The organism is Candidatus Pelagibacter sp., from assembly GCF_052049575.1.
Classification (GTDB): domain Bacteria; phylum Pseudomonadota; class Alphaproteobacteria; order Pelagibacterales; family Pelagibacteraceae; genus Pelagibacter.
Map to the genome: position 1 here is coordinate 354,111 of NZ_JBNGZQ010000001.1, position 24,326 is coordinate 378,436.

Here is a 24,326-nt window from a genome sequence, read left to right on the forward strand (position 1 = left end):
ATGCAACAACATCTTCAAAATAAAAAAGGGCTAGTTCAAGGTGTATTTGACCAAGTTTATGACAAATATGATTTAATGAATGATTTTATGTCGTTTGGAATACATAGGCTATGGAAAAAAAATTTAATCAACATGATGGGACCATCAAAAAATAAAAGCTTGGTTGATGTTGCTTGTGGTACTGGAGATATAGGAAGACTTTATCTAAATAACACAGATATTAACAATCATATTACTTGTATTGATCCAAATAAAGGAATGGTGACCAAAGGAAAAGAAAAGCTTAAAAATTATAAAAATGTAAAATGGATAATTTCTAGTGCAGAAAAACTCCCTGTTGAAAGTAATACATTTGATTTTTATACAATTAGTTTTGGCTTAAGAAACACAAAAGATTTAGATAGATCCTTGTCAGAAGCATATAGAGTTTTAAAAAAAGGTGGAAGATTTTTTTGTTTAGAATTTTCCAAGATACAAAATGAAAACTTGGAATTTATCTATAAAAAATATTCAAAATTAATTCCTTTAATTGGTAAATACGTTGTAGGACAGAGAGAACCTTATGATTATCTTATTGAAAGTATTAATAATTTTGTGAATCAAGATGAACTTTTAGAATATATGAAAATTAATAAATTCCAAAAATGCAATTATAGAAATTACTCTAATGGAATAGTATCTATACATAGTGGTTGGAAAGTTTAATGATAAAAAAAATTATAACTTTATTTAAACTTGGACGAAAAATAGCTCATTCAGATATATTAGAGATAATCTCAAAATTTGAAAAACCACCATTAGCAATCACATTACTATTTAAATTTTTAGCAATATCTTTTTCACCTAAAAAAAAGAACTTAATTAAAAGTGAAGGCGAACGATTATCAGATTCTTTGGAGTCTATGGGCACAACTTTTATAAAACTTGGACAATTCTTAGCTACGCGACCAGATATAATTGGGGAGAATCTATCAAAACAACTTGAAAATCTTCAAGATAAATTGCCACCATTTTCACTTATACAAGCTAAAGAAATCATAAAAAATGATTTAGGGCAGGAAACATATGACTCAATTATAAATTTAAGTGATCCAGTTGCAGCAGCTTCTATAGCTCAAGTTCATAAAGCTCAAATTAACGACAATGGGACTATCAAGGATGTTGCGATAAAGATTTTACGTCCGAACATAAAAAAAATTTTTAATGATGAGATTGATGCAATTATGCTTTTTGCCTTTTTGGTGGAGTCATTCATTAAAAAGACAAAAAGATTAAAATTGGTCGAGGTAGTTTTTTTACTTAAAGAAATAACAAATTTAGAAATGGATTTAAGATTTGAAGCAGCTGCAGCTAATGAATATGCAGATAATACTAGAAATGATGTTGGGTTTAGAGTTCCTGAAATTTATTGGAATTTTACAGGTGAAAATGTAATGACATTAGATTGGATTGATGGAATTTCTATTAGGGAAACTGAAGAACTAAAAAAAAGAAATTTTAATACTGAAAAAATTGCAAACGACATAATTCAAAATTTTCTAAGACATGCAGTGAGAGATGGATTTTTTCACGCTGATATGCATCAAGGAAATATATTTATAGATAATAATGGTCATATTGTTCCAATTGATTTTGGAATAATGGGCAGACTTGATAAAATGAGTAAAAGATTTTTAGCAGAAATACTATTTGGTTTTATCCAAAGAGATTATCGTAAAGTAGCAGAAGTACATTTGGTTGCTGGACTGGTTCCTAAAGAAGTTCCAATTGATGACCTTGCTCAAGCCCTAAGATCAATTGGTGAACCAATTTTTGGCCAAACAGTAAAAGATATTTCTGGTGGAAAATTGCTAAAACAATTATTTGATGTTACAGAAAAATTTAACATGCAAACACAACCTCAACTTCTGATGCTTCAAAAAACAATGGTTGTTGTGGAGGGGGTAGCCAGAAAATTAAATCCAAATACAAACATTTGGACTACATCTAAACCTGTTCTAGAAAATTGGTTAAGAGAAACAAAAGATCCTATGACCACAATTAATGAAACAATTCAAAGTACTTCTGAAGTGATTAAAAGATTACCAGAATTCCCAGAAATAATGGATAAAGCTAATCAAGCTCTAACGTATTTAGCTAGTGGTCAAATTCCACAAAATTCAAACTCTTATACTGCTTTAAATACAAAAAAATCAGAAATGACCGCTTTTAGAAATCAATCTATTATTGGCTTTTTAGTCCTTGTAATTTTTGGTCTATTGGTATTTTAATTCACTACATGAGCAACTTGAATAATAAAAAAATCTTATTAATAATTTGTGGAGGTATAGCTGCATATAAATGTCTTGAATTAATCAGACTTTTAAAAAGGGATGGTGTAATTATAAAAACAATTCTTACTAAAAGTGGTGCTGAATTTGTGACACCTCTCTCAATTACTTCGTTATCTCAATCTAAAGTTTATCAGGATCTTTTTAGTATAGAAAATGAAGTAGAAATGGATCACATAAGTCTTTCAAGATGGGCAGATCTCATTTTGATTGCACCTGCAACTGCTAATACAATATCTAAACTTGCTATTGGAAGTTCAGACGATTTAGCTTCAACTGTTGCTCTTGCGTCAAACAAAAAAATTTTTATTGCTCCTGCAATGAATGTAAGGATGTGGGAACATCAATCTACTAAACAAAATATAACAAAACTAAAAACCTATAACTATGAATTAATTGGTCCTGAAATTGGAGATATGGCATGTGGAGAATACGGTGAAGGTAAAATGTCGGAGCCAAAAGAGATAATAAATAGTCTTGAAATTTATTTCAAAAATTTAAAACTTAAAAATAAATTAAAGGCAATCGTGACCGCAGGACCAACCAAAGAGTATATTGATCCAGTAAGATATATATCTAATAAATCCAGTGGTAAGCAAGGCTATGAAATTGCGAAATCATTATCAAAAAAGGGTTTTGAAACAACTTTAATTTCTGGACCAACAAATTTAGAAATAAATAATGATATCAATTTGATCAAAGTTGAGACTGCTGAAGAAATGTTTCAATCGACACTTAAAAATTTACCGGCCGATGTTGCAATATTTACAGCAGCAGTGTGTGACTATAAGGTGAAAGAAATTTCTAGAATAAAAATAAAGAAACAGGATGAAATTAGTTTAGACTTAGAAAAAAATGTCGATATTCTTGATTATGTCTCTAATCATAACTCCTTAAGACCAAAACTTGTGGTAGGCTTCGCAGCTGAAACGAATGATTTAGAAAATTATGCTAATAAAAAACTTAGTGAAAAAAATTGTGACTGGATAGTTGCAAATGACGTATCAAATAAATCAATTGGTTTTGAGTCAGATTTTAATGAAGTATCAATTCTTTATAAAAATAAAAGAATAGAAAGAATTAAATATAAATCTAAATCAGAAATTTCAGATGAATTAGTTGAAAAAATCATTGATCATTTAAACTAATGATTAAAGTTTTAGTAAAAAAATTAAAACCTTCTGTAAAATTACCATCATATAAAACTAATGGTGCATCTGGCATGGACCTGATGGCATATATAGATAAATCAATTGAACTAAAGCCAGGAGTATCGTGCTTAATACCAACTGGATTATCAGTTGCATTTCCTAAAGAATATGAAATTCAAATAAGACCAAGGTCAGGATTAGCGGCAAAAAGCAATATTAGTGTTTTAAATACACCTGGTACAATTGATAGTGATTATAGAGGAGAAATAAAAGTTATTTTATTCAATCATGGAAACAAAAGTTTTAAGATCAATAAAAACGATAGAATTGCTCAAATGGTTTTAACTCCAGTTATAAAAATGGATCTAGAAGAGACAAACGAACTTCCAGAGTCAATAAGAGGAGCAGATGGTTTTGGTTCAACTGGTAAATGAGAGAAAGTCTTAACAAATCTCAAATTGAAAGATTCTCTAGACAATTAGTTTTAAAAAATATAGGTGCGAGAGGTCAAAAAAAAATTTTATCCTCTAAAATTTTAATCGTTGGTGTTGGAGGTTTAGGTTGCCCTGCTGCAGAAAATCTAGTAAGAGCTGGTATTGGAACTATTGGTCTTGTTGACAATGATATCGTAAATCTTTCTAACATACATAGACAAAGCTTATTTACTTCTAAAGATATAAATAAATCAAAAGTTAGTGTGGCCGCAAAAAAACTGAAGGAAATAAATCCATCTGCTAAAATTAAAACTTACAAATCAAGACTCAATAAGAATAATATCAAAAATATAATTAAAGATTATGAAATAATAATTGATGGTTCAGATAATTTTAAGACAAAATTTTTAATTAATGATTTCTGTGTAAAATTGAAAAAAAGATTGGTGACAGGGGCAATCAGTAAATTTGATGGTCATGTATTTACATTTGATTTTAACGATAAAAAAACAGCTTCTTTAAAAAGTTTCTACCAAGAAAATGAAATTTCAGACGATGACCTAAATTGTGAATTTGAGGGAATTCTTGGCACAACTGCATCAATTGTAGGAACAACTCAAGCAAATGAAGCCTTAAAAATGATTATGAAAATTGGGCAAACTTTAAAAAATCAAATATTAATTATTGATCTTTTAAATCTTAATTTTAGAAAAGTTAAATTTAATAGGAAATAAGGTGTAACTTAATAATGAAAAAGTTATATTTTTTGATTTTTCTCTGGATTTTTTTTCCATTAAATGTTTTTGCAAACGATACTTTTCTCTCATTAAAAAAAAATAAAGTAAATGTAAGATATGGTCCAGGGTTTGAGTATCCTATAAAATATATCTATAAAAAAATTAATTTACCTATTAAGCAGATTGATAAGAAAGAGAATTTTAGGAGGATTATTGATTTTAAAAATAATAGTGGATGGATACATGTCTCTCAACTCAAAAAGGTAAATTCTTTAATACCAAAGATCGATAAAATTTTATTTAGCAGGCCAACAAATTTTTCAAAACCTTTAGCAAAAATAGAAAAGGGTAGAGTTTTGTTAATACAGAATTGTAATGATGAATGGTGTAAGGTGAAAACTGGAAACTTTAAAGGTTGGGTAAAAATAGAAAATTCCTGGGGTGTGAATTAATCTTAATCTACTAGACTAATATTTTTTAATGTTAAACTACTTTTGTTGTTCACAAACATCCTTGATTACAGGAGCATTTGCACAATCTAAACATTTTGTTTTCTGAACAATACAACCATCATCAAGAACTTCAACATCAACAATTTTATCACACTTGGAACAAGTTGAGGAAATTGTTAGTCCACATTTTTTACAGTTATAATTTTCTGTTTGCATGATGAAAAATTAATCATAAATAAATTTATTTCAACAACTATTCATGCGAATGATTATTATTATCGAAACTTTTTTGCGAATGATTATTATTATCGAAACTTTTTTGCGAATGATTACTAATTGCTTTTTTTTTGGAGTATTCGATCAAATTATTTTTTAGATTTGCTTGTCCACCATTTATCTAAAATAAAATACCAAATTGAATTTGCAATTGGTTCAACTATTGCATCCGTAAGTGCAACTTTAAAAGAGACATCTGCTACTATCATTAAAACTGTAATCGCAATTGCAAAGTGTCCAATTGTATAAATTACAGTTCTAAGTAAAGAGCCTTTATTGTTTTGATAAATATTTTGGGATGCTTGAAATATGCCTTTAGTAATTTCCATCAGTTTTTAAAAGGACTCTCAAGAACACAAGCCACAAGGTGTATTCTAGCCTGTTCACCTCCATTAAAAAAATTATGATATTTAGTGTTATTTGTAATCCAAACTTTCCCATCTGCGGGTAAATGTTTAGCAACATTCTCTATAACCATTGAACACCCTTTGTTTGTGATTATAGGCACATGAAGCCTACATTCTGGATCTTTGTGCCAACTCAAAGTTGATCTAGGCTCTTTTAATAACAGCCTAACCCTTCCCAATTTAAATCTGTTGCTTAGAACTTTGTAAACTTCTGCAAAGTATGTATTTTCAAATTCAGGTATTAATTGTGTATATTTAGACTCATCTATATCAACATCTCTTGAAACCTCTTTTCCAGTTTCGTCTGCAATTGTCCAATATTTTCCTCTAATATTGCTTCCTTCAATTGAGCTCTTATCGTTTGGAATTTGGTTTAATGGAATTGCACCAAAATGTGTAACACCTGGTGTATTAAATTTTTTTAATTTCAAAATTCTATCTAAGTCGTCTTTTAACTTTGAAATGTCAAATTTTAGATTTGGAACTTCGTAAAAATCCTCAAAATTTGCTGTTGCCATATAACTTTATCTTTTTTTTCAAATTTAATTTAATTTCAAATCAAATCGATCAGAATTCATAACTTTTACCCATGCAGCTATAAAATCTTTAACAAATTTTTCTTTCGAGTCCTCACAGGCATAAACTTCTGCAAGAGCTCTTAGTTGAGAATTTGAACCAAAAATCAAATCAACTCTTGTTGCTTTCCATTTTGTTTTTTGAGTTTTTCTATCTCTTCCTACAAATGTTTGTTCTGATTTGTCTTCCTCTTTCCATGTAGTATTCATATCTAATAAATTTACAAAGTAATCGTTAGTAAGAGAACCAGGTTTATTTGTAAAAACTCCGTAATTTGAACCATCATAGTTAGTATTTAAAACTCTCATACCGCCTATAAGTGCTGTCATTTCTGGCGCAGTAAGACCCATTAGTTGTGCTTTATCAACCAATTTTTCCTCTGCCGAAACATTTGAAGCTCCACCATTTAGATAGTTTCTAAAACCATCTGCCTGAGGCTCAAGAAGACCAAAAGAATGAATATCAGTCTGGTCTTGTCTAGCATCTCCTCTACCCGCTAAAAATGGAACATTAACTTTATGCCCTGCCTTTTTAGCAGCCATCTCAATACCAACACCGCCTGCTAGTACAATTAAGTCTGCCATTGATACACTTTTCTTTTTATTTTCAAATTGGTCTTTAATTTTATTTAAAGCTTTAACCACAGTTGATAATTTCTTAGGATTATTTACAGCCCAGCTTTTTTGTGGCTCTAGCATTATTCTTGCACCGTTAGCACCACCTCTTTTATCTGATCCTCTAAAAGTTGAAGCTGATGCCCATGCAGTAGAAACTAAATCTGAAATTGATATTTTTGATTTAGAAATTTTGTTTTTTAAATCTTTAATATCTTTTGATTTAAGCTTGTACTTCGGTTTATCAATTGGATCTTGCCAAATTAATTGTTCTTTTGGAACTTCACTGCCCAAGTAACAAACCCTTGGACCCATATCTCTATGAGTTAGTTTAAACCATGCTCTAGCAAATGCATCGTGAAACTCTTTAGGGTTTTGATGAAAATGCTTAGTAATTGGTCCATAACTTGGATCAACTTTCATTGATATATCTGTTGTTTGCATCATTGGTGGATGAAGTACACCTTTTTGGTGTGCATCAGGAACCATTTTAATTTTTTGTCCATTTTTCTTTGGAGTCCATTGATGAGCTCCAGCAGGGCTTTTTGTTAGTTCCCAATCATGATCGTATAAACAATCTAAATAACCCATATCCCATTTTGTAGGATTTTGAGTCCAAGCACCTTCAATACCACTACTTATCGTATCGACACCTTTTCCAGATTTATATCCACTATTCCATCCAGTAGACTGAGCTTGAAGTTTTGAAGCCTCTGGATCTGGACCTTTATAAGACTCTGATGCTGCTCCGTGAGATTTTCCAAATGTATGTCCTCCAGCAACTAAAGCTGCTGTTTCATAATCGTTCATAGCCATTCTTCCGAATGTCTCTCTGATGTCATGTGCTGCTAGTAGTGGATCTGGATTTGCGTCTGGACCTTGTGGATTTACATAAATCAAGCCCATGTGAGAAGCACCTAGCGGCTGCTCTAAATCTCTTTTTCCACTATATCTTTCCACACCTAGCATCTCTTTTTCTGAACCCCAATAGATATCGTCCTCCGGTTCCCAAATATCAGTTCTACCTGCACCGAAACCAAAAGTTTTGAAACCCATGGAGTCTAATGCAACATTTCCAACTAATATAAATAGATCTGCCCAAGAAATTTTTCTTCCATACTTTTTTTTGATTGGCCATAAAAGTAACCTTGCTTTATCTAAATTCACGTTATCTGGCCAAGAATTGAGCGGAGCAAATCTTTGGTTGCCAGTACCGGCACCGCCTCTACCATCCCCAGTCCTGTAAGTTCCTGCAGCGTGCCAAGCTAATCGGATAAATAAAGGACCATAATGACCATAATCTGCAGGCCACCATTCTTGTGAGTCTGTCATTAATTTTTTTAAATCTTTTTTTAACGCTTTGTAATTGAGTTTTTTAAATTCTTTTGCATAATTAAATTTTTTATCCATAGGGTTTGATAAATTAGAATGCTGACTGAGAATTTTTAGATTTAAACTATTTGGCCAGAAGTCTCTTACTGTTTGACCTCTTCCTGCAGAAAACTTTGCAGGTGTGCCTGCTCCTGTAAAAGGACATTTACTTAGCTCATTTGATTTAAAAGATTTATTTTTAAAATTTTCAGTGCTCATTTATTATTTCCCCATGTTTATATTGGTAACCTTTGCAGTTTATAATGGTTCTAAATAGCTGTCAATTGGTTAATAATGACGCTTAATAAATTAATCCTCAAGTTTGACAAGAACTTCAATGGATTTGATTTTTTTCCCATCAATTTTTCTTTTAATATTTATAGGTCCTACATCAGAGTTTTCTAAGTCAATCAACTTTCCATCTTTCAAATTATAAAAATGATGATGATCAGTAATATTTGTGTCAAAATAAGTTTGGTTTGAATTTACAGGGATTTGCTTTAAATATCCTTTTTTTTCAAAAGCATGAACAGTATTATAAATTGTCGCCAAAGAGATTTTGTTGTGTATTTTATCTTTAATTTTTTGGTCTAGTTCATTTATTGTAAAATGAAATGTCTTATCTGTATCAAACAGTACTTCACATATTTGAAGTCTTTGTTTAGTAGGCCTTAATCCAGAATTTCTTAATTTATCTATATATTTCACTTTTTAAGCAAATTGTTGGTTAAAATTATTCTAAACTGGTATTATAATTATATTATATAGTCCCAAAATCAAGTAAATAAGAGTACTCAATTTTATGAAAAAAAACTCTTACTCATACGATGAGCTTATAAATTGTGGTGAGGGCAAATTATTTGGTCCTGGTAATGCTAAATTACCTCTTCCACCAATGCTTATGTTTGATAGAATTACAGAAATTAATGATGACAAAGGAGCTTTTAAAAAAGGTTTATTAAAAGCTGAACTAGATATTAAAAATGATCTTTGGTTTTTTAATTGTCATTTTAAGGAAGATCCTGTGATGCCAGGTTGTCTCGGACTCGATGCTATGTGGCAATTGGTTGGGTTTTATTTGGGCTGGATAGGAAACCCTGGAAAAGGTAGAGCGTTAGGAGTTGGGACAGTAAAATTCACAGGCGAAGTATTACAAAATGTTAAATTGGTAACATATGAAATTGATATGAAAAAAATTATGTCTCCAGGTGGAACAACTGTTGGTCTTGCGAATGGAGTAGTTTTGGCTGATGGAAAGAAAATTTATTCAGCAGATAGTTTAAAAGTAGGATTATTTAAGTAATGAGGAGAGTAGTAATTACAGGTTTGGGTATTGTTTCTTGTTTAGGTAATAACCAAGAAGAAGTTCATCAATCGCTTTTAAACTCAAAATCAGGAATTACTTTTTCTGAGGAATATAAAGAGCATAATCTTAAAAGCCATGTCCATGGAAAACCTAATATTAAACTTGAAGATCATGTCGATAGAAAAACTATAAGATTCATGGGTTCAGGCTCAGCTTATAATTATATTGCTATGAAAGAGGCAATTAAGGACTCCGGCTTAGAGGAGGATGAAGTAAGTAATTTCAAAACTGGAATTGTAATGGGTTCTGGAGGTCCTTCTATCGAGAATGTAATTTTGGCTGCAGATAAAACTAGAGCTAAAACTCCAAAATTAATGGGTCCATTTATTGTTCCAAGAACAATGGCAAGTACTGCTTCGGCAACACTTGCAGTTCCTTTTAAAATCAAAGGAACAAACTACACAATGAGTTCTGCTTGTGCAACTAGTGGGCACTGTATTGGAAACTCAATGGAATTAATTCAAATGGGAAAACAGGATGTTATATTTGCTGGTGGTAGTGAAGAAATTCATTGGGCAATGACTGCTATGTTTGATGCAATGACTGCCTTATCATCAAAATATAATGATACACCAGAAACGGCTTCGAGAGCCTATGATAAAACCAGAGATGGATTTGTAATAGCTGGTGGTGGTGGAGTTTTGGTACTTGAAGAATACGAGCATGCTAAGGCTAGAGGAGCTAAAATTTATGCAGAATTAACTGGTTATGGCGCTACCTCTGATGGTTATGATATGGTAGCACCATCAGGTGAGGGAGCTGTAAGGTGTATGCAAATGGCAATGGCTACAGCAAGAAATAAAATTGATTATATAAATACTCATGGAACATCTACACCGGTTGGAGATATTACAGAGCTAAGTGCGGTTAAAAATACTTTTGGAGATAATATTCCAAAAATTAGTTCAACGAAATCTCTTTCAGGACATCCTTTAGGTGCTGCCTCTGTACATGAAGCTATCTATTGTTTAATTATGATGAAAAATAATTTCATTACTGGCTCAGCAAACATAAAAGAGATAGATGAGGAAGCTAAAAAATTCCCAATAGTAGCAAAAACAGAAACTGGTGCAAATTTAAACACAGTTATGTCAAATAGTTTTGGTTTTGGTGGGACTAATGCTGCTTTAATTTTTGAAAAGGTTTAAACATGAGTTTAATGAAAGGAAAAAAAGGATTAATAATGGGTGTTGCCAATGAGAGATCAATTGCCTGGGGTATCTCTCAAAAATTAGCTGAGGCAGGAGCTGAGTTAGCATTTACATATTTAGGTGATGCTCTTAAAAAAAGAGTTATACCTTTGGCAGAAAAATTAAATTCAAAATTGACATTTAGTTGTGATGTTGAAAAAAAAGAAGAAGTTGTTAAATTGTTTCAAGATATCAAAACTCAGTGGGCAGAAATTGATTTTGTTGTTCACGCAGTCGCTTTTTCTGATAAGTCAGAATTGGCAGGTGAGTATTTAAATACTACTAGAGAAAACTTTTTAAGAAGTATGTTAATTTCTTGCTTTTCATTTACTGAAGTCGCTAGAGAAGCATCAAAAGTGATGAAAAGTGGTGGCAGTATGTTAACTTTGACTTACGAATCCACTAAAGCTATCCCAAATTACAATGTTATGGGTGTTTGTAAATCTGCTCTTGAAGCGAGTGTCAAATACCTTGCGAGAGATTTAGGTGCAAAAGGAGTAAGGGTAAATGCAATAAGTGCTGGGCCTATTAAAACACTAGCGGCATCAGCAATAGGAGATGCAAAATTTTTATATAAATGGAACGAAGATCATTCTTTTTTAAAAAGAAATGTAGATATTCATGATGTTGGTAATTCAGCATTATATTTACTTAGTGAACTTGCGAATGGTGTAACAGGTGAAATCCACTATGTAGATGCTGGATATAATAAAGTTGGAATGCCAGATCCTAAAAATATAAGTTAAATTTTAAATCTAAAACCCACCTCGCCAATTACTTTTATCATTAAATTGATCCTTTTCTTTTTTAGAAGTAGGCCTAAATAAATAATAGATTACAAATACTAAACAAACTAAAAATATAAATATCTCCATAATTTTTAAATCTATTCAGCTGCTTGTTTCATAGATAACTTAACTTTGCCTCTATCGAAACCAATTACTTTAACTTTTACCTCGTCACCTTCTTTAACAACATCAGTTACTTTGGCTACTCTTTTATCGGCAAGTTCTGAGATATGAACAAGTCCGTCTTGTTTTCCTAAAAAGTTTACAAATGCACCAAATTCCATAATTTTCATTACTTTGCCTGAATAAATTTTATTCAATTCAGCTTTAGCAGTAATGTCTTTGATCATCTGCATAGCAATATTTCTTGCATCTTCATCTGGTGCAGCGACTGTCACTACGCCTTCATCATTAACATCAACTTTTGCACCTGATCTTTCTACAATCTCTCTTATTGTTGCTCCTCCTTTTCCGATCACAGCAGCAATGTCTTTTTTATCAACAGAGATTTTTTCCATTTTTGGAGTGTGTTTTCCAACATCTGCTCTTGAAGCTGATAATGCTTTATTCATTTCACCTAAAATATGAATTCTTCCATCTTTAGCTTGATTTAATGCCTGTTCCATAATCTCGAATGTAATACCAGTGATTTTAATATCCATTTGAAGTGAAGTAATTCCAGTTTTAGTCCCAGCTACTTTAAAATCCATATCACCAAGATGATCTTCATCACCTAAAATATCTGATAAGACACTAAACGCATCTCCCTCTTTTATCAATCCCATTGCGATTCCTGCGACAGGCTCTTTGATAGGCACACCCGCATCCATTAATGCAAGTGATGTTCCACAAACTGTGGCCATTGAAGAAGAGCCATTAGACTCCGTAATTTCTGAAACAACTCTAAATGTATAGGGAAATGACTCACTTGACGGTAATGAAGAGTGGATAGCTCTCCAAGCTAATTTACCATGTCCTATTTCTCTTCTACCAGTTCCTATTCTACCTGTTTCTCCAACTGAAAATGGTGGAAAATTATAGTGAAGCATGAACCTTTCTCTTTGTAATCCATCCAAACTTTCAATTCTCTGCTCATCATCAGAAGTTCCTAAAGTTGCAGTTACTATTGCTTGTGTCTCTCCTCTAGTGAATAGAGCAGAACCGTGGGTTCTTGGTAAAATTCCAACTTCACAAGAAATAGGCCTAACATCTGATAATCCTCTACCATCAATTCTGTTCTTATTTTTAAGAATATCTGTTCTTACAATTGATTTTTCTATCTTTTTAAGTTCAGAATTTACATCTAGATCTGTATAATTTTCATCTTCCTCATAAAGTTTTTTAGCTTTATCAGTTATTTCAGAAATTTGATTTGACCTATCTTGTTTATCTCTTGTTGCAAATGCTTTTTTAAGATCTTCTGTAAAAGTACCTTCAAGTTTTTTCTTAACTTCAGAAAGATCTTTTTTTTCGACAGTCCATTCAGGTTTTCTACATTCTTTTGCAAGTTCCTCTATCATTTTAATAACTGGAACAAAGCCTTCGTGACCAAATTTAACTGCATTTAACATTTCTTCTTCTGTTAAACCACTTGCCTCAGACTCGACCATAAGCACAGCATCTTTTGTGCCTGCAACAACTAAATCTAATTTTGATTTTTCAAGATCTACTTTAGATGGGTTTAAAACATATTTGCCATCAATATAACCAACTCTGGAAGCGCCTACAGGTCCCATAAATGGCATTCCTGATATAGCTAATGCAGCTGAGGAGGCTATGATGGATAAAATATCAGATTCATTTTCTTTATCATAAGAAATTACAGTTGGTAACAACTGAACTTCATTTTTAAATTCATCTGGGAACAATGGTCTAATAGGTCTGTCAATTAATCTTGAAATTAATGTTTCACTTTCAGTTGGTCTTGCTTCTCTTTTGAAATATCCACCTGGAATTTTTCCAGCTGCATAATACTTTTCTTGGTAATTAACTGAAAGTGGAAAATAATCCATATCTGGATTAACTTTTTTCGCTCCAACTACTGTTGCTAAAACAACTGTCTCTCCACATGTTGCAATTATTGATCCATCGGCCTGTCTTGCTACTTTACCCGTTTCTAAACTTATTTTCTTACCTGCTACTTCAACTTCCTTCTTATATACTTTAAACATTTCATTTCCATTTCGTTTCGTTCATTTCTTTTCGTTCATTTCGTTCTATCTATTTTGACTTCTACTTTCTCAAATTCAATTTCGACAGTACATTTTTGTAAGAGTCCATTTTATTTTTTTTTAGGTACTCTAACAATTTTTTTCTTCTATTTACCGCTCTCAACAATCCTACAGATGAATGCTTATCTTTTTTAAATTGCTTAATGTGCTTTGAGAGAGTTTCAATTTTTTCAGTTAGCAGAGCGATTTGCACCTCGGACGAACCAGTATCCTTATCATGCATTGCTAATTCTTGTGATTTTTTATTCATATTTATATCTTTCTATTTATTTGATTGTTTTATTAAATTTTCTATTTTTTCCGCATATTCAAAAGACTCATCTTTTCTAAAAAGTAATTTGGGTAAAAATTTCATAACCACTTTTTGTGATAAAATTTTTCGTATTAAAAAAGAGTATTCTTTTAAAACATTGATAATTTCCTCAGCATCTTTTCCTCCTAATGGAAGAACGTATGCTTTGGCTATTTTTAAATCTGGACTCATTTTTACTTCTGTTACAGTTATATTATTGGTGTCTAAATTTGGCAACTTAGCCTCATTTCTAATAAAAATCATGCTCAAAGACTGCTTAATCATTTCTCCAACTCTTAACTGTCTTTGGGATACTGGTTTTCCTATTCGATCTGCCATTAAATTGACCTTTCCGTAGATGTAACACTAAATGCCTCTATTGTATCATTTTTTTGAAAATCCATATAATCCTTAATTGTAATACCACATTCTTGGCCACCACTAACCTGCTTAACTTGGTTTTTTTCTCTGAATATTGTTGAAACTTTTCCTGTATAAATAATAGTTCCATCTCTAATAATCCTTACATTGGATGTGCTATTTATTTCTCCTTCGGTGATTTTCGAGCCAGCCACCTTGCCAGCTCCTGAAACTTTAAAAATCTCTAAAATTTGTGCTGTACCAATTATTTTTTCTTGAATATCTGGAGCTAATAAACCTGACATCTTTTTTTTAATGTAATCTAAAACTTCGTAAATTATATTATAGGAAGAAATTTTTATTTTTTCGTTTTCAGCAAGCTTTTTTGCTTCTTTACTTGGTTTGACATTAAATGCAACAAGAACGGCATTAGATGCCTTTGCTAAGGTAACATCTGTTTCTGTTACCATTCCTATATCTGCTAAAATTATTTTTGGTTTAACTTCATCATGTGTGATTTGACTTATTGCATTTTTAATCGCTTCAGAGGATCCATGCACATCTGATTTTATGATTAAATTAAGTTCTTTAGATGAATTTTTTGAAAAAGCAGCTTCTTGAGTTGTTAATGTTAAAGGATTTTTACCCTCTTTTTTTTCTTGAGCTCTATTTTCACTTAATATCTTAGCTTCTTTCTCGGTTTCCAAAACAATGAAGTCATCTCCGGCTTTTGATGCCCCATTAATTCCTAAAATTTCAACAGGTGTTGATGGCAAAGCTTCATCGATATTTTGACCCTTGTCGTTTATAATTGCTCTAACCTTACCCCATTTCAAGCCACTTACAAAAAAATCTCCCTTTTTAAGTAGTCCTGCTGTCACGATTATATTTGCAACTGGTCCTCGCCCAACATCTATTTTTGACTCCAGAACTATACCTGTTGCTTTAGACTCGTAATCAGTTTTGAGATCTAATATTTCCGCCTGAAGAATTATTGATTCAACCAATTTATCCAAATTTTTTTTTGTTTTTGTTGATATTTCTACCATTAATGTATCCCCTGATAAATCTTCAGCAATTAATTCATGTTCCAACAATTGATTTTTAATCTTTTGTGGATCAGCCTCTGGTAAATCACATTTGTTTATTGCCACTACTATTGGAACATTAGCTGCTTTAGCATGCTTAATTGACTCCACTGTTTGAGGTTTTACACCATCATCTGCGGCAACTACTAAAACAACCAAGTCAGTAAGTTTTGAACCTCGTGCTCTCATCTCTGTAAAAGCTGCATGCCCTGGTGTATCAATAAAAGTTAGTTTGTGACCTTTATTCTCAATTTGATAAGCTCCTATATGTTGTGTGATACCACCAAATTCACCTGAAACAACATTTGCACTTCTCAAAACATCTAGCACAGAAGTTTTCCCATGATCAACATGGCCCATGACAGTTACAATTGGGGGTCTATTTTTTAAATTTTCAGTTCTTGAGGCTTTAATTTTTTGAATTATTTCCTCTGCTTTTTCCTCTCTGATTGGGTTATGTCCAAATTCTTTAACCAAATATTCTGCTGTATCAGCAGCAAGTGTTTGATTGATTGTAACTGTAACGCCCATACCAAACAGATATTTAATTACGTTACTTGATTGTTCTGCCATTCTATTTGCAAGCTCTCTAACAGTGATAGCTTCAGGTATATTTATATCTCTTTTAATTTGTTTAATACTCTCATTATTTTGTTCTTTGTTTTGATTTTTGCTCTCTTTCTCTCTTGCTCTTCTTACAGATGCCAAGCTTCTTTCTCTTGCCTCTATTTCATCACTTAATGCTCTAGAAACAGTCAATTTAACCTCTCTTTTTTGTGGTGTGAGTTTATGTTTTTTATCTTTAGCGCTAGATTCATCTTTTAATCTTTTTGTAGCCCTTTGTTCGGCTAATTTCCTTTTTTCGAAATCGCTTGTGTTATTTTTAAGTTTGGAATCAAACAGAGGTTTTTTAGTTTTAAATGAAGTTCCTCTTTTTACTAATTTACTATTAGATTTTTCTATTATTACGGATCGTTTTCCCGAAAATTTATTTACATCAATATTCTTTAAAGGTTTTTTGTTTTTGCCAGATCCAGATAAAGATAATTTTAATTTTTTGTCCATAAGTCATCTCTTAATTTTTGTAAACAATTTTTCTAGCTGACATAATTAATTCGTCTGCCTCTTCTTTAGAAAGTGCAAAATCCTCAAGATACCCCTCTATCCTGATTTTCGAGCCTTTTATAATGTCATAACCTCCTGTAAGTTCATCAGATGCTAAATCAGCAAATTCTTCTAATGATAGGATTTTTTTTTCTCCGAGTGTAACTAACATGCCAGGTGTAAGACCTTTTAAATTTATTAAAGTCTCACTTAAACCAAGCTCTTTAATTCTTTTTGAAATATCCTCTTGGTCTTTTTTATGAAAATCCTTTGATCTCTCTATTAACGCTTTGGCAGTCTCTTCCTCTATTCCTTCTATTTTAGTTAAATTTTCGACTGAGCTATCTTTGATATCATCTATTGTTGCAAATCCCTCTGCTACAAGCAACTGTCCAAGTGTTTCGTCTAATTCTAAATTTTTTACAAAATTTTCTGTTTTTTCTTTAAAATCTTGCTGCCTTCTTTCTGAGTCTTCTTGATCTGTCATAATATTAATTTCATAATTAAGTAGTTTTGTAGCTAGTCGAACATTCTGTCCTCTTCTACCGATTGCCTTACTTAAATTTTCTTCAGTTAATATTACATCTAATTTTTTTCTCTCTGCATCAACATTAACTCTCAAAACATCTGCAGGAGATAAGGCACTAGAGACTAAAATTGCTGGATCCTCAGACCAATTTACAATGTCGATTTTTTCACCCTGAAGTTCATTTACTACAGCTTGAACTCTCGACCCTCTCATACCTACACAAGCTCCAACTGGATCTAAAGATGCATCAATAGCTTTTACACAAATTTTTGCTCTGCTTCCTGGATCTCTTGAAGAAGATTTTATTTCTATCAATCCATCATAAATTTCTGGAACTTCTTGAATAAAAAGCTTTTCCATAAATTTCGGATGTGCTCTTGATAAAAATATTTGCTGACCTCTTTGTTCTCTTCGAACATCAAAGCAATAAGCTTTGATTCTATCTCCCGCTTTAATATTTTCTCTTGGAATTAACTCATTTTTTTGAATAACAGCCTCTGTTCTCCCTAAGTCAACTATTACATTTCCAAACTCCAATCTTTTTACAATACCACTCAATATAGTATCTTTTTTGTCTATAAAATCATTAAATTGTCTTTCGCGCTCTGCATCTCTTACATTAGAACTTATTACTTGTTTAGCAATTTGTGCTGCAATCCTTCCAAAATCAAAAGAGGGTAAAGGTTGCAAAATTTCATCACCAATAGATTTATTTTTATTGTTATTATCTAGATTAATCGCATCCTCTAACTTAATTTCCATATTTGAATTTTCTGGATTTTCTGCAACAGTCAATTTTCTAAATATTTCAATATCGCCATTATCTCGATTAATTGAAACCTTGATTTCATTATCTTGACCAAATTTCGATTTTGCAGCTTTTGCTATTCCAGTTTCCATTGAACTAATTATTAATTCTTTATCTATAGATTTTTCAAGTGCCACAGCTTCAGCAATTCTTATTAGTTCTAGTTTATCTGCTCTTTTATTTAACATTTTTATTTATCCCAAAAAAAAATGGGCAAAAGCCCATTTTATAAATTCAATGATGTGAACTGAATATAGTAAAGATTTTTTTTAATTCAACTCTAACTATTTAGAAAAAATACCTTTTTTATCAGTTTTTTCCCAAGAAAAAGAGCCATCCTGTTCTGGTGTTCTGCCAAAATGGCCATATGCAGCAGTTTTTTCATAAATGGGTTTGTTAAGCCCTAACATTTCTCTTATGCCTCGAGGTGATAAATTGAAGTTCTCCTGTATCTTTTCTACAACAAATTTATTTTTATCTAAATCATTATCAAAAAGATCAACATAAATAGAAAGAGGTTTAGAAACACCGATTGCATATGCTAATTGTATCAAACACTTTTTAGAAATTTTTGATGCAACAACATTTTTTGCAATATATCTCGCTGCATAAGCTGCTGATCTATCAACTTTAGTTGGGTCTTTTCCTGAAAACGCACCACCTCCATGAGGAGCAGCTCCTCCATAAGTATCAACAATGATTTTTCTTCCAGTTAAACCACAATCACCATCAGGGCCACCAATTACAAAGTTACCTGTCGGGTTAACATAAAACTCATCATCATTAAAACCTTCTAAAAAATTTTCAGGTATAGATTTTAACATGTAAGGTTTTAATAAATCCCTTACTTGGGATTGATTAACATCGGCTGAATGTTGAGAAGAAATAACTACTGATTTTACTTTAAAAGGTCTTCCATCAACATATTCGAATGTTACTTGGCTCTTTGAGTCTGGTTCAATATTTTTTAATTTTCCTGACTTTCTGTCTTCAGCCATTAATCTTAAAATTTTGTGAGAATAATGAATTGGTGCTGGCATCATTACATCTGTTTCATCACATGCATAACCAAACATAATTCCTTGGTCTCCAGCTCCTTCGTCTTTATTTCCTGTCGAGTCTACGCCCATTGCAATATCTGCAGATTGAGAATGTAAATGACTTTCAATTTTAGTTTGTTCTTTCCAAGTGAAACCTTCTTGATCATAACCGATATCCTTAATACAGTTTCTGACCTTTTCAATTAATTCATCCTTTTTAATTTCAGGACCTCTTACCTCACCAGCCAAAACAACCTTATTAGTTGTTGTTAAGGTTTCGCATGCGACTCTTGAGTGTGGATCACCAGAAATAAAACTATCAACAACCATATCTGAAATTCTATCAGACACTTTATCAGGATGCCCCTCAGATACGGACTCACTTGTAAAAAAATAATTTTTTAAATTACTCATTTTTGATTCTATTAAATGAAAATATTAAAAAAATATACAATAAAATTATTAATACAAAAATTTTATTTCCATATTTAGAAAATATTGTTGGATTTATTTTTTTTGATTCAATTAAATCAACATAACCAGTGTTATTTAAATTAATCTGTTTTTCAACCACTCCTAAAGGATTAACAATTGCGGCTATACCATTGTTAGCAGACCTTAAAACATATTTACCACTTTCAATTGCTCTATAAATACTATGCACAAAATGCTGCTGAGGTCCTATAGACTGACCAAACCAACCATCCTCAGAAATATTTACGATAAAATCAAAACTTCTATCTTCAAAAATGTTACCTGAATAAATTATTTCGTAACAAATAAGCGGTAATAATTTTATAGAAAAATTAAATGTGTTTATTTCAATGACATTTCTTTTTTTCCCACTTGAATAAGATTGATAATTGTTAGTTATATTTTTAAATCCTAATCGTCTTAATATTTTTTCAAAAGGTAGAAATTCACCAAAGGGGACAAGATTAACCTTTTTGTATGAATCTATTATTTCAAGGTTATGGTCATAAATCGTAAATGAATTAAAATATTTTACAAATTGATCTTGTTTTGCAATATCATTAATTCCAATCGCTAATATATGGTTCTCATTAAATTCATTTTCGAATAACCATTTATACTCCTTAAGTTGGTTTTTTGAGATTTCTGGCAAAATACTTTCTGGCCAAATAAAGATTGTTCTTTCATTATTTTGAGGTGAGCTAATTTTAACCAAATCTTTTATTACTGAAACGGGCTCAATATCATTATAAAACCTATCAATACTAATTTTTGAACTTATAACTCGAATTTTATAATCATGCTTATTAGCTTTTATACTGTTAAATTTTTCTAACCTTTGTGAGCCAAAAACATAAAAGGATAAGGTTATTAAAAGAAATAAAATACAAATAAAAATTTCTTTTTTATCATCTCTTAAAATAAAGATTGACGGGCTTGTGAAAAGAGAAATACAAAAAAGATTAAAACCATAAGTACCTATAATCGATGTGATATTCAAAATTTCTAAATGATTAGAAAAACTATAGGCAATCAGGTTCCATGGGAATCCTGTTAATATTGATCCTCTTAAAAATTCAATTGTTCCAAATATTAAAGAAAAAAGAAAAAAAGAGCTCAAGTTTTTTTTTTGCCTAAAGGTTACGAATAAATATGAAATAAGACCATAAAATAAAGCTAAAAAAGCTGGAACTAAAACTACTGCTAATGGAATTAAAAACTTAAAGTTTTCATCAAAGGTTAGTGATAATGAAATCCAATAAAGATTACTTGCAAAATATCCAAATCCAAATAACCAACCGTAAATAAAAAATATTTTTTTGTTTTCACTTGTCAAAGAAAGTCTTACTAGAAGAATATAAAATAAACTAAAAGTAAAAAAATTAATTATAACATAATTAAATGGTGGTAAACTTAAAGATGAAAAAAAACCTAATAAGATTAAAAGAATAAACTCAATATATATTTTTTTTTTCAATTTAGTTTAATTTTGACTTTACGCGTTTATACAAAAAATCTTCCTCTTTTAGCATTTTATAATAATCATTATTTTTTCTATGATCAAAACCCAAAAGATGTAAGAAACCATGAATAAACAACTTTATAACTTTTTCTTTAAATAATTTTAAATCTTGAGACTTTGGTTTATCTAAATATTCATAACTAATAATAATATCTCCTAAATAAGTATTTTTTGTAATCCTAATTTTTTTACTTGAAGGAAATGATAAAATATCTGTGGATCTATTTTTATTTCTAAAGTTTTTATTTAATCTTTTAATATTTATATTATTAGAAAGTAATAAGCTTAAAGATACTTTTTTATTTGAGAATTGATATTTTTTTGGCAAAGCTTTACATATTTTTTTAAAAAAGAGACTTTTATTTTTCAGCCTTTTTGACCAAGCCTTCTCCTCTGAGAAGACATTAACATTAATCATTATTTGAATATGCTTTTACAATTTTTGAAACAAGCGGGTGCCTGACAACGTCAGAGTGATCAAAATCAACTATTGAAATTTCTTTTAGATGTCCAAGTAATTCTTTTGATCTTACCAGTCCCGACATATTTTTGTTAGGAAGGTCAATTTGGGTTGGATCTCCGTTAACAACAATTTTTGAATTCTCACCAATACGAGTAAGAAACATTTTGATCTGAGTATCAGTTGCATTTTGTGCTTCATCTAAAATTGCAAAGGAATTCTTGAGAGTTCGGCCTCTCATAAAAGCTAATGGTGCTATTTCTATATCTCCAATTTCAATCATTCTTTGGATTTTTTCGAAATCAAAAAGGTCGTATAAAGAGTCATATAACGGTCTCAAATAAGGGTCTACTTTCTCTTTCATATCACCAGGTAAGAATCCTAAACGCTCTCCAGCTTCAACAGCAGGTCTTGATAAAATTATTCTTTCAATTTTTTTCTCCAAAAGCATAGTCAAACCAACAGCAACAGCCAAAAACGTTTTACCTGTTCCTGCTGGTCCAGCAGAAATTACAATATCACTTTGTCTTAAAGCTCTGACATAATTCTTTTGTTTTTCAGATCTAGGAATTATAGATTTTTTGGGAGTTTTGATTATATCAGTTATATTATTATTTTTTATTTTTTCATTAATCATAAATTTATCTACCGAAGAAAGTATATCTTTATTTTCGATATTTCCATTATTAATAAATTGGCTAACTAAAAATTGAATCGCATTCTTTACCTTTTCATTTGTTTCTGGATCTGATTTTATAAGAATAGAATTTCCCCTAGAATATAAACTGCATTTAGTGATTTTTTCAAGTTCCTGTAAATTTTTATTAAATTCACCAACAACACCCATTAACAAATCGTTATCATGGAATATTACACTTAAAGAGTTATTGTCCGAGTAAACAAACTTTATTGCCTGATCAATATTTTTTTTTGTTATTCCACTCAAATTTATGCAACTTTCTGATTAGAATTATCTACAATTTCACCAAATAAAGTACTTCTATTGCTTTTACTAATTTTTACTTGCACAATTTTTCCAATATCACTTTTTTTACCATCAAAGATTACTGATGTCATGTGCTTAGATCTTCCAAATGTTTTAGTTTTATCTTCTGTGAAATTTTCAACTAACACTTCCACAATGCTGTTTTCTAAAGACTTGTTCTTTTGGATCTGATTTTCAAACAACTCATTTTGAATTATTTCTAATCTTTCAAATGAAGTTTTTTTATCAATTAAATTTAAATTTTCAGATACGGTTCCAGGTCTAGGGCTAAAAATATATGAATAAGAATTTATAAACTTTACTTTTTTAATTAAATTTAAAGTATCCTCAAAATCCTGATTTTCTTCCCCGGGGTAAGCTATTATAAAATCGCTTGAATATTCTATTTTTGAATTAATTTCTTTAAGTTGATTAAATGTATCGAGGTAATTCTCAATAGAATGATTTCTATTCATTAATTTTAATATTTTATTTGATCCACTTTGCACTGGTAAATGTACAAGGGGCATAATTTTATTAGAACACTTATAAACTTCAATCAGGTCATTAGTCATATCTTTTGGATGAGATGTTGTGTATCTTATTCTTTTAATATCACTTAATTTTTCAATACTTAAAATTAAATCTGATAAGCGAAAACCATTACTTTCGTAAGCATTAACATTTTGACCTAACAAAGTTATTTCTCTTACACCATTGTCCGCCAAATATTTTGCTTCATCCAAAATTTGACTAGGTGGTCTTGAGTACTCTGGTCCTCTAGTGTAAGGAACTACACAAAAATGACAAAACTTATCACAACCTTCTTGAATTGTTAAAAAAGATGAAACTTTTTCAACTTTAGTTTTTATTTTGCTCAAATATTCAAATTTTGTAACAGCATCAAACTCTGTTTCTTCAAGTTTTCTTTTTTTTTCAACGTAATTTAAAATTGTATCATTAATTTTATGGTAAGCTTGAGGACCTATTACCAAATCAATGAAAGGCTCTCTTTTTAGCATTTCTTGATTCTCTGCTTGGGCAACACAGCCTGCAATAATAACTAATGGTTTTTTTTTAAATCTAAAAATTTTTTTTACTCTACCTATTTCAGAATAGACTTTTTCTTTAGCTTTGTCCCTTATGTGACATGTGTTTAACAAATAACAGTTAGCATCCTCATATTTTTCTGTTTTCTCATAACCAATTTTTTTAACAGTGTCTAAAATTCTGTTAGAGTCATACTCATTCATTTGACACCCAAAAGTTTTAATGAAAATTTTTTGACTCATTTATTGAGGCTTTTTTTTAACCCCATATAATTCCAATTTATGATCTACTAATTTATAACCGTATTTTTCTGCAACTTTTTTCTGAAGTTTTTCTATTTCATCATCAACAAATTCTATAATCTCACCTGTTTTTATATCTATCAAATGATCATGATGGCTCTCGATCATTGCTTCATATCTTGCTTTTCCACCTTTAAAATCGTGTTTTGTTAAAATCCCAGCCTCTTCGAATAATTTTACTGTCCTGTAAACTGTAGCTATACTTATTTTTGGATCAACTTTCGAAACACGGTTATAAAGCTCATCTACATCCGGGTGATCTGACTCTCCGTACTCAGACTTCGACTCTGAAATTATTTTTGCAATAATTTTTCTTTGTTCTGTAAGTTTAACACCTTTAGCTAAACACTTTTGTTCAATAGTATCTACTGTATCTGACATACTTAATT

Annotated in this window: 25 protein-coding genes; 9 read left to right on the forward strand and 16 right to left on the reverse strand. The window is 30.8% G+C overall.

Features of this window, described 5'->3' with window-relative positions; genetic code table 11:
- Genes ACTT9C_RS01825 through ACTT9C_RS01850 form a run of 6 tightly spaced genes read left to right on the forward strand, consistent with a single transcriptional unit; the run spans window position 1 to window position 5,104 of the window.
- Window positions 1–705, forward strand: a complete 705-nt coding sequence (locus tag ACTT9C_RS01825) for a class I SAM-dependent methyltransferase (RefSeq protein WP_440922799.1) — start codon at window positions 1–3, stop codon at window positions 703–705.
- The gene (gene ubiB / locus ACTT9C_RS01830) at window positions 705–2,270 is read left to right on the forward strand and encodes a 2-polyprenylphenol 6-hydroxylase (protein ID WP_440922800.1); all 1,566 of its coding nucleotides are present in this window, start codon (window positions 705–707) and stop codon (window positions 2,268–2,270) included. The genes ACTT9C_RS01825 and ubiB overlap by 1 nt, the downstream gene beginning before the upstream one ends.
- An 8-nt stretch (window positions 2,271–2,278) precedes the next feature.
- On the forward strand, window positions 2,279–3,478 hold the full coding sequence (coaBC, locus tag ACTT9C_RS01835; RefSeq protein ID WP_440922801.1) for a bifunctional phosphopantothenoylcysteine decarboxylase/phosphopantothenate--cysteine ligase CoaBC: 1,200 nt from the start codon (window positions 2,279–2,281) through the stop codon (window positions 3,476–3,478).
- Complete coding sequence (gene dut / locus ACTT9C_RS01840) at window positions 3,478–3,915, forward strand: dUTP diphosphatase (RefSeq protein ID WP_440922802.1); 438 nt, start codon at window positions 3,478–3,480, stop codon at window positions 3,913–3,915. The genes coaBC and dut overlap by 1 nt, the downstream gene beginning before the upstream one ends.
- Entirely contained in the window at window positions 3,912–4,649 is a 738-nt protein-coding gene (locus ACTT9C_RS01845; protein WP_440922803.1) for a HesA/MoeB/ThiF family protein, read from the forward strand. The genes dut and ACTT9C_RS01845 overlap by 4 nt, the downstream gene beginning before the upstream one ends.
- A gap of 14 nt (window positions 4,650–4,663) precedes the next feature.
- Entirely contained in the window at window positions 4,664–5,104 is a 441-nt protein-coding gene (locus ACTT9C_RS01850) for an SH3 domain-containing protein (RefSeq protein WP_440922804.1), read from the forward strand.
- Window positions 5,105–5,140: 36 nt separating this feature from the next.
- Here ACTT9C_RS01850 and ACTT9C_RS01855 read toward each other — a convergent pair whose 3' ends face one another.
- The 5 genes from ACTT9C_RS01855 to ACTT9C_RS01875 form a co-directional block, all read right to left on the reverse strand.
- Entirely contained in the window at window positions 5,141–5,320 is a 180-nt protein-coding gene (locus tag ACTT9C_RS01855; RefSeq protein WP_440922805.1) for a hypothetical protein, read from the reverse strand.
- A 149-nt stretch (window positions 5,321–5,469) separates the two neighbouring features.
- A complete protein-coding gene (locus ACTT9C_RS01860; RefSeq protein ID WP_440922806.1) occupies window positions 5,470–5,709 on the reverse strand; it encodes a DUF2061 domain-containing protein in 240 nt (79 codons plus the stop codon).
- The gene (locus tag ACTT9C_RS01865; RefSeq protein ID WP_440922807.1) at window positions 5,709–6,305 is read right to left on the reverse strand and encodes an aspartyl/asparaginyl beta-hydroxylase domain-containing protein; all 597 of its coding nucleotides are present in this window, start codon (window positions 6,303–6,305) and stop codon (window positions 5,709–5,711) included. The genes ACTT9C_RS01860 and ACTT9C_RS01865 overlap by 1 nt, the downstream gene beginning before the upstream one ends.
- Before the next feature lie 24 nt (window positions 6,306–6,329).
- Window positions 6,330–8,567, reverse strand: coding sequence for a catalase/peroxidase HPI (gene katG / locus ACTT9C_RS01870; RefSeq protein ID WP_440922808.1), 2,238 nt, complete (start codon window positions 8,565–8,567; stop codon window positions 6,330–6,332).
- A 90-nt stretch (window positions 8,568–8,657) separates the two neighbouring features.
- Window positions 8,658–9,056, reverse strand: coding sequence for a Fur family transcriptional regulator (locus ACTT9C_RS01875; RefSeq protein WP_440922809.1), 399 nt, complete (start codon window positions 9,054–9,056; stop codon window positions 8,658–8,660).
- A 94-nt stretch (window positions 9,057–9,150) separates the two neighbouring features.
- Here ACTT9C_RS01875 and fabA point away from each other — a divergent pair, with 94 nt between their 5' ends.
- Genes fabA through ACTT9C_RS01890 form a run of 3 tightly spaced genes read left to right on the forward strand, consistent with a single transcriptional unit; the run spans window position 9,151 to window position 11,650 of the window.
- The gene (gene fabA / locus ACTT9C_RS01880; RefSeq protein WP_440922810.1) at window positions 9,151–9,651 is read left to right on the forward strand and encodes a bifunctional 3-hydroxydecanoyl-ACP dehydratase/trans-2-decenoyl-ACP isomerase; all 501 of its coding nucleotides are present in this window, start codon (window positions 9,151–9,153) and stop codon (window positions 9,649–9,651) included.
- Entirely contained in the window at window positions 9,651–10,862 is a 1,212-nt protein-coding gene (gene fabB / locus ACTT9C_RS01885; protein WP_440922811.1) for a beta-ketoacyl-ACP synthase I, read from the forward strand. Before fabA ends, fabB begins: the two co-directional genes overlap by 1 nt.
- Window positions 10,863–10,864: 2 nt before the next feature.
- A complete protein-coding gene (locus ACTT9C_RS01890; protein ID WP_440922812.1) occupies window positions 10,865–11,650 on the forward strand; it encodes an enoyl-ACP reductase FabI in 786 nt (261 codons plus the stop codon).
- Window positions 11,651–11,790: 140 nt separating this feature from the next.
- Here the strand turns inward: ACTT9C_RS01890 and pnp are convergent, their stop codons facing one another.
- From pnp to ACTT9C_RS01945, 11 genes are all read right to left on the reverse strand, one after another.
- The gene (gene pnp / locus ACTT9C_RS01895) at window positions 11,791–13,863 is read right to left on the reverse strand and encodes a polyribonucleotide nucleotidyltransferase (protein WP_440922813.1); all 2,073 of its coding nucleotides are present in this window, start codon (window positions 13,861–13,863) and stop codon (window positions 11,791–11,793) included.
- A gap of 61 nt (window positions 13,864–13,924) precedes the next feature.
- Window positions 13,925–14,173, reverse strand: coding sequence for a 30S ribosomal protein S15 (gene rpsO, locus ACTT9C_RS01900; protein WP_440922814.1), 249 nt, complete (start codon window positions 14,171–14,173; stop codon window positions 13,925–13,927).
- Window positions 14,174–14,185: 12 nt separating this feature from the next.
- Window positions 14,186–14,554 carry a 30S ribosome-binding factor RbfA gene (gene rbfA / locus ACTT9C_RS01905; protein ID WP_440922815.1) on the reverse strand — a complete coding sequence of 123 codons (369 nt, stop codon included), beginning with the start codon at window positions 14,552–14,554 and terminating at the stop codon, window positions 14,186–14,188.
- Window positions 14,554–16,728 (reverse strand): translation initiation factor IF-2, encoded by a 2,175-nt coding sequence (gene infB / locus ACTT9C_RS01910; protein WP_440922816.1) that lies wholly within the window; start codon window positions 16,726–16,728, stop codon window positions 14,554–14,556. Before infB ends, rbfA begins: the two co-directional genes overlap by 1 nt.
- Before the next feature lie 10 nt (window positions 16,729–16,738).
- Window positions 16,739–18,292, reverse strand: a complete 1,554-nt coding sequence (nusA, locus tag ACTT9C_RS01915; RefSeq protein ID WP_440922817.1) for a transcription termination factor NusA — start codon at window positions 18,290–18,292, stop codon at window positions 16,739–16,741.
- Window positions 18,293–18,388: 96 nt separating this feature from the next.
- Window positions 18,389–19,558: a methionine adenosyltransferase gene (gene metK, locus ACTT9C_RS01920; protein ID WP_440922818.1), complete on the reverse strand. Its 1,170-nt coding sequence runs from the start codon at window positions 19,556–19,558 to the stop codon at window positions 18,389–18,391.
- Window positions 19,551–21,095 carry an apolipoprotein N-acyltransferase gene (lnt, locus tag ACTT9C_RS01925; RefSeq protein WP_440922819.1) on the reverse strand — a complete coding sequence of 515 codons (1,545 nt, stop codon included), beginning with the start codon at window positions 21,093–21,095 and terminating at the stop codon, window positions 19,551–19,553. Before lnt ends, metK begins: the two co-directional genes overlap by 8 nt.
- A gap of 1 nt (window position 21,096) precedes the next feature.
- Window positions 21,097–21,558 (reverse strand): rRNA maturation RNase YbeY, encoded by a 462-nt coding sequence (ybeY, locus tag ACTT9C_RS01930; protein WP_440922820.1) that lies wholly within the window; start codon window positions 21,556–21,558, stop codon window positions 21,097–21,099.
- Window positions 21,551–22,546: a PhoH family protein gene (locus tag ACTT9C_RS01935; protein WP_440922821.1), complete on the reverse strand. Its 996-nt coding sequence runs from the start codon at window positions 22,544–22,546 to the stop codon at window positions 21,551–21,553. The genes ybeY and ACTT9C_RS01935 overlap by 8 nt, the downstream gene beginning before the upstream one ends.
- 2 nt (window positions 22,547–22,548) lie before the next feature.
- On the reverse strand, window positions 22,549–23,877 hold the full coding sequence (gene miaB, locus ACTT9C_RS01940) for a tRNA (N6-isopentenyl adenosine(37)-C2)-methylthiotransferase MiaB (protein ID WP_440922822.1): 1,329 nt from the start codon (window positions 23,875–23,877) through the stop codon (window positions 22,549–22,551).
- On the reverse strand, window positions 23,878–24,318 hold the full coding sequence (locus ACTT9C_RS01945) for a Fur family transcriptional regulator (protein ID WP_440922823.1): 441 nt from the start codon (window positions 24,316–24,318) through the stop codon (window positions 23,878–23,880).
- Between the last annotated feature and the right edge of the window lie 8 nt (window positions 24,319–24,326).

Coding starts and splice junctions, on each gene's coding strand:
- ACTT9C_RS01825 (WP_440922799.1), top strand. CDS start 1: ATGCAACAACATCTTCAAAATAAAAAAGGGCTAGTTCAAGGTGTATTT.
- ubiB (WP_440922800.1), top strand. CDS start 705: ATGATAAAAAAAATTATAACTTTATTTAAACTTGGACGAAAAATAGCT.
- ACTT9C_RS01850 (WP_440922804.1), top strand. CDS start 4,664: ATGAAAAAGTTATATTTTTTGATTTTTCTCTGGATTTTTTTTCCATTA.
- ACTT9C_RS01945 (WP_440922823.1), bottom strand. CDS start 24,318: ATGTCAGATACAGTAGATACTATTGAACAAAAGTGTTTAGCTAAAGGT.
- rbfA (WP_440922815.1), bottom strand. CDS start 14,554: ATGGCAGATCGAATAGGAAAACCAGTATCCCAAAGACAGTTAAGAGTT.
- ACTT9C_RS01865 (WP_440922807.1), bottom strand. CDS start 6,305: ATGGCAACAGCAAATTTTGAGGATTTTTACGAAGTTCCAAATCTAAAA.
- fabA (WP_440922810.1), top strand. CDS start 9,151: ATGAAAAAAAACTCTTACTCATACGATGAGCTTATAAATTGTGGTGAG.
- nusA (WP_440922817.1), bottom strand. CDS start 18,292: ATGTTAAATAAAAGAGCAGATAAACTAGAACTAATAAGAATTGCTGAA.
- metK (WP_440922818.1), bottom strand. CDS start 19,558: ATGAGTAATTTAAAAAATTATTTTTTTACAAGTGAGTCCGTATCTGAG.
- ACTT9C_RS01890 (WP_440922812.1), top strand. CDS start 10,865: ATGAGTTTAATGAAAGGAAAAAAAGGATTAATAATGGGTGTTGCCAAT.
- katG (WP_440922808.1), bottom strand. CDS start 8,567: ATGAGCACTGAAAATTTTAAAAATAAATCTTTTAAATCAAATGAGCTA.
- rpsO (WP_440922814.1), bottom strand. CDS start 14,173: ATGAATAAAAAATCACAAGAATTAGCAATGCATGATAAGGATACTGGT.
- ACTT9C_RS01860 (WP_440922806.1), bottom strand. CDS start 5,709: ATGGAAATTACTAAAGGCATATTTCAAGCATCCCAAAATATTTATCAA.
- pnp (WP_440922813.1), bottom strand. CDS start 13,863: ATGTTTAAAGTATATAAGAAGGAAGTTGAAGTAGCAGGTAAGAAAATA.
- miaB (WP_440922822.1), bottom strand. CDS start 23,877: ATGAGTCAAAAAATTTTCATTAAAACTTTTGGGTGTCAAATGAATGAG.
- infB (WP_440922816.1), bottom strand. CDS start 16,728: ATGGACAAAAAATTAAAATTATCTTTATCTGGATCTGGCAAAAACAAA.
- ybeY (WP_440922820.1), bottom strand. CDS start 21,558: ATGATTAATGTTAATGTCTTCTCAGAGGAGAAGGCTTGGTCAAAAAGG.
- ACTT9C_RS01845 (WP_440922803.1), top strand. CDS start 3,912: ATGAGAGAAAGTCTTAACAAATCTCAAATTGAAAGATTCTCTAGACAA.
- dut (WP_440922802.1), top strand. CDS start 3,478: ATGATTAAAGTTTTAGTAAAAAAATTAAAACCTTCTGTAAAATTACCA.
- fabB (WP_440922811.1), top strand. CDS start 9,651: ATGAGGAGAGTAGTAATTACAGGTTTGGGTATTGTTTCTTGTTTAGGT.
- coaBC (WP_440922801.1), top strand. CDS start 2,279: ATGAGCAACTTGAATAATAAAAAAATCTTATTAATAATTTGTGGAGGT.
- ACTT9C_RS01855 (WP_440922805.1), bottom strand. CDS start 5,320: ATGCAAACAGAAAATTATAACTGTAAAAAATGTGGACTAACAATTTCC.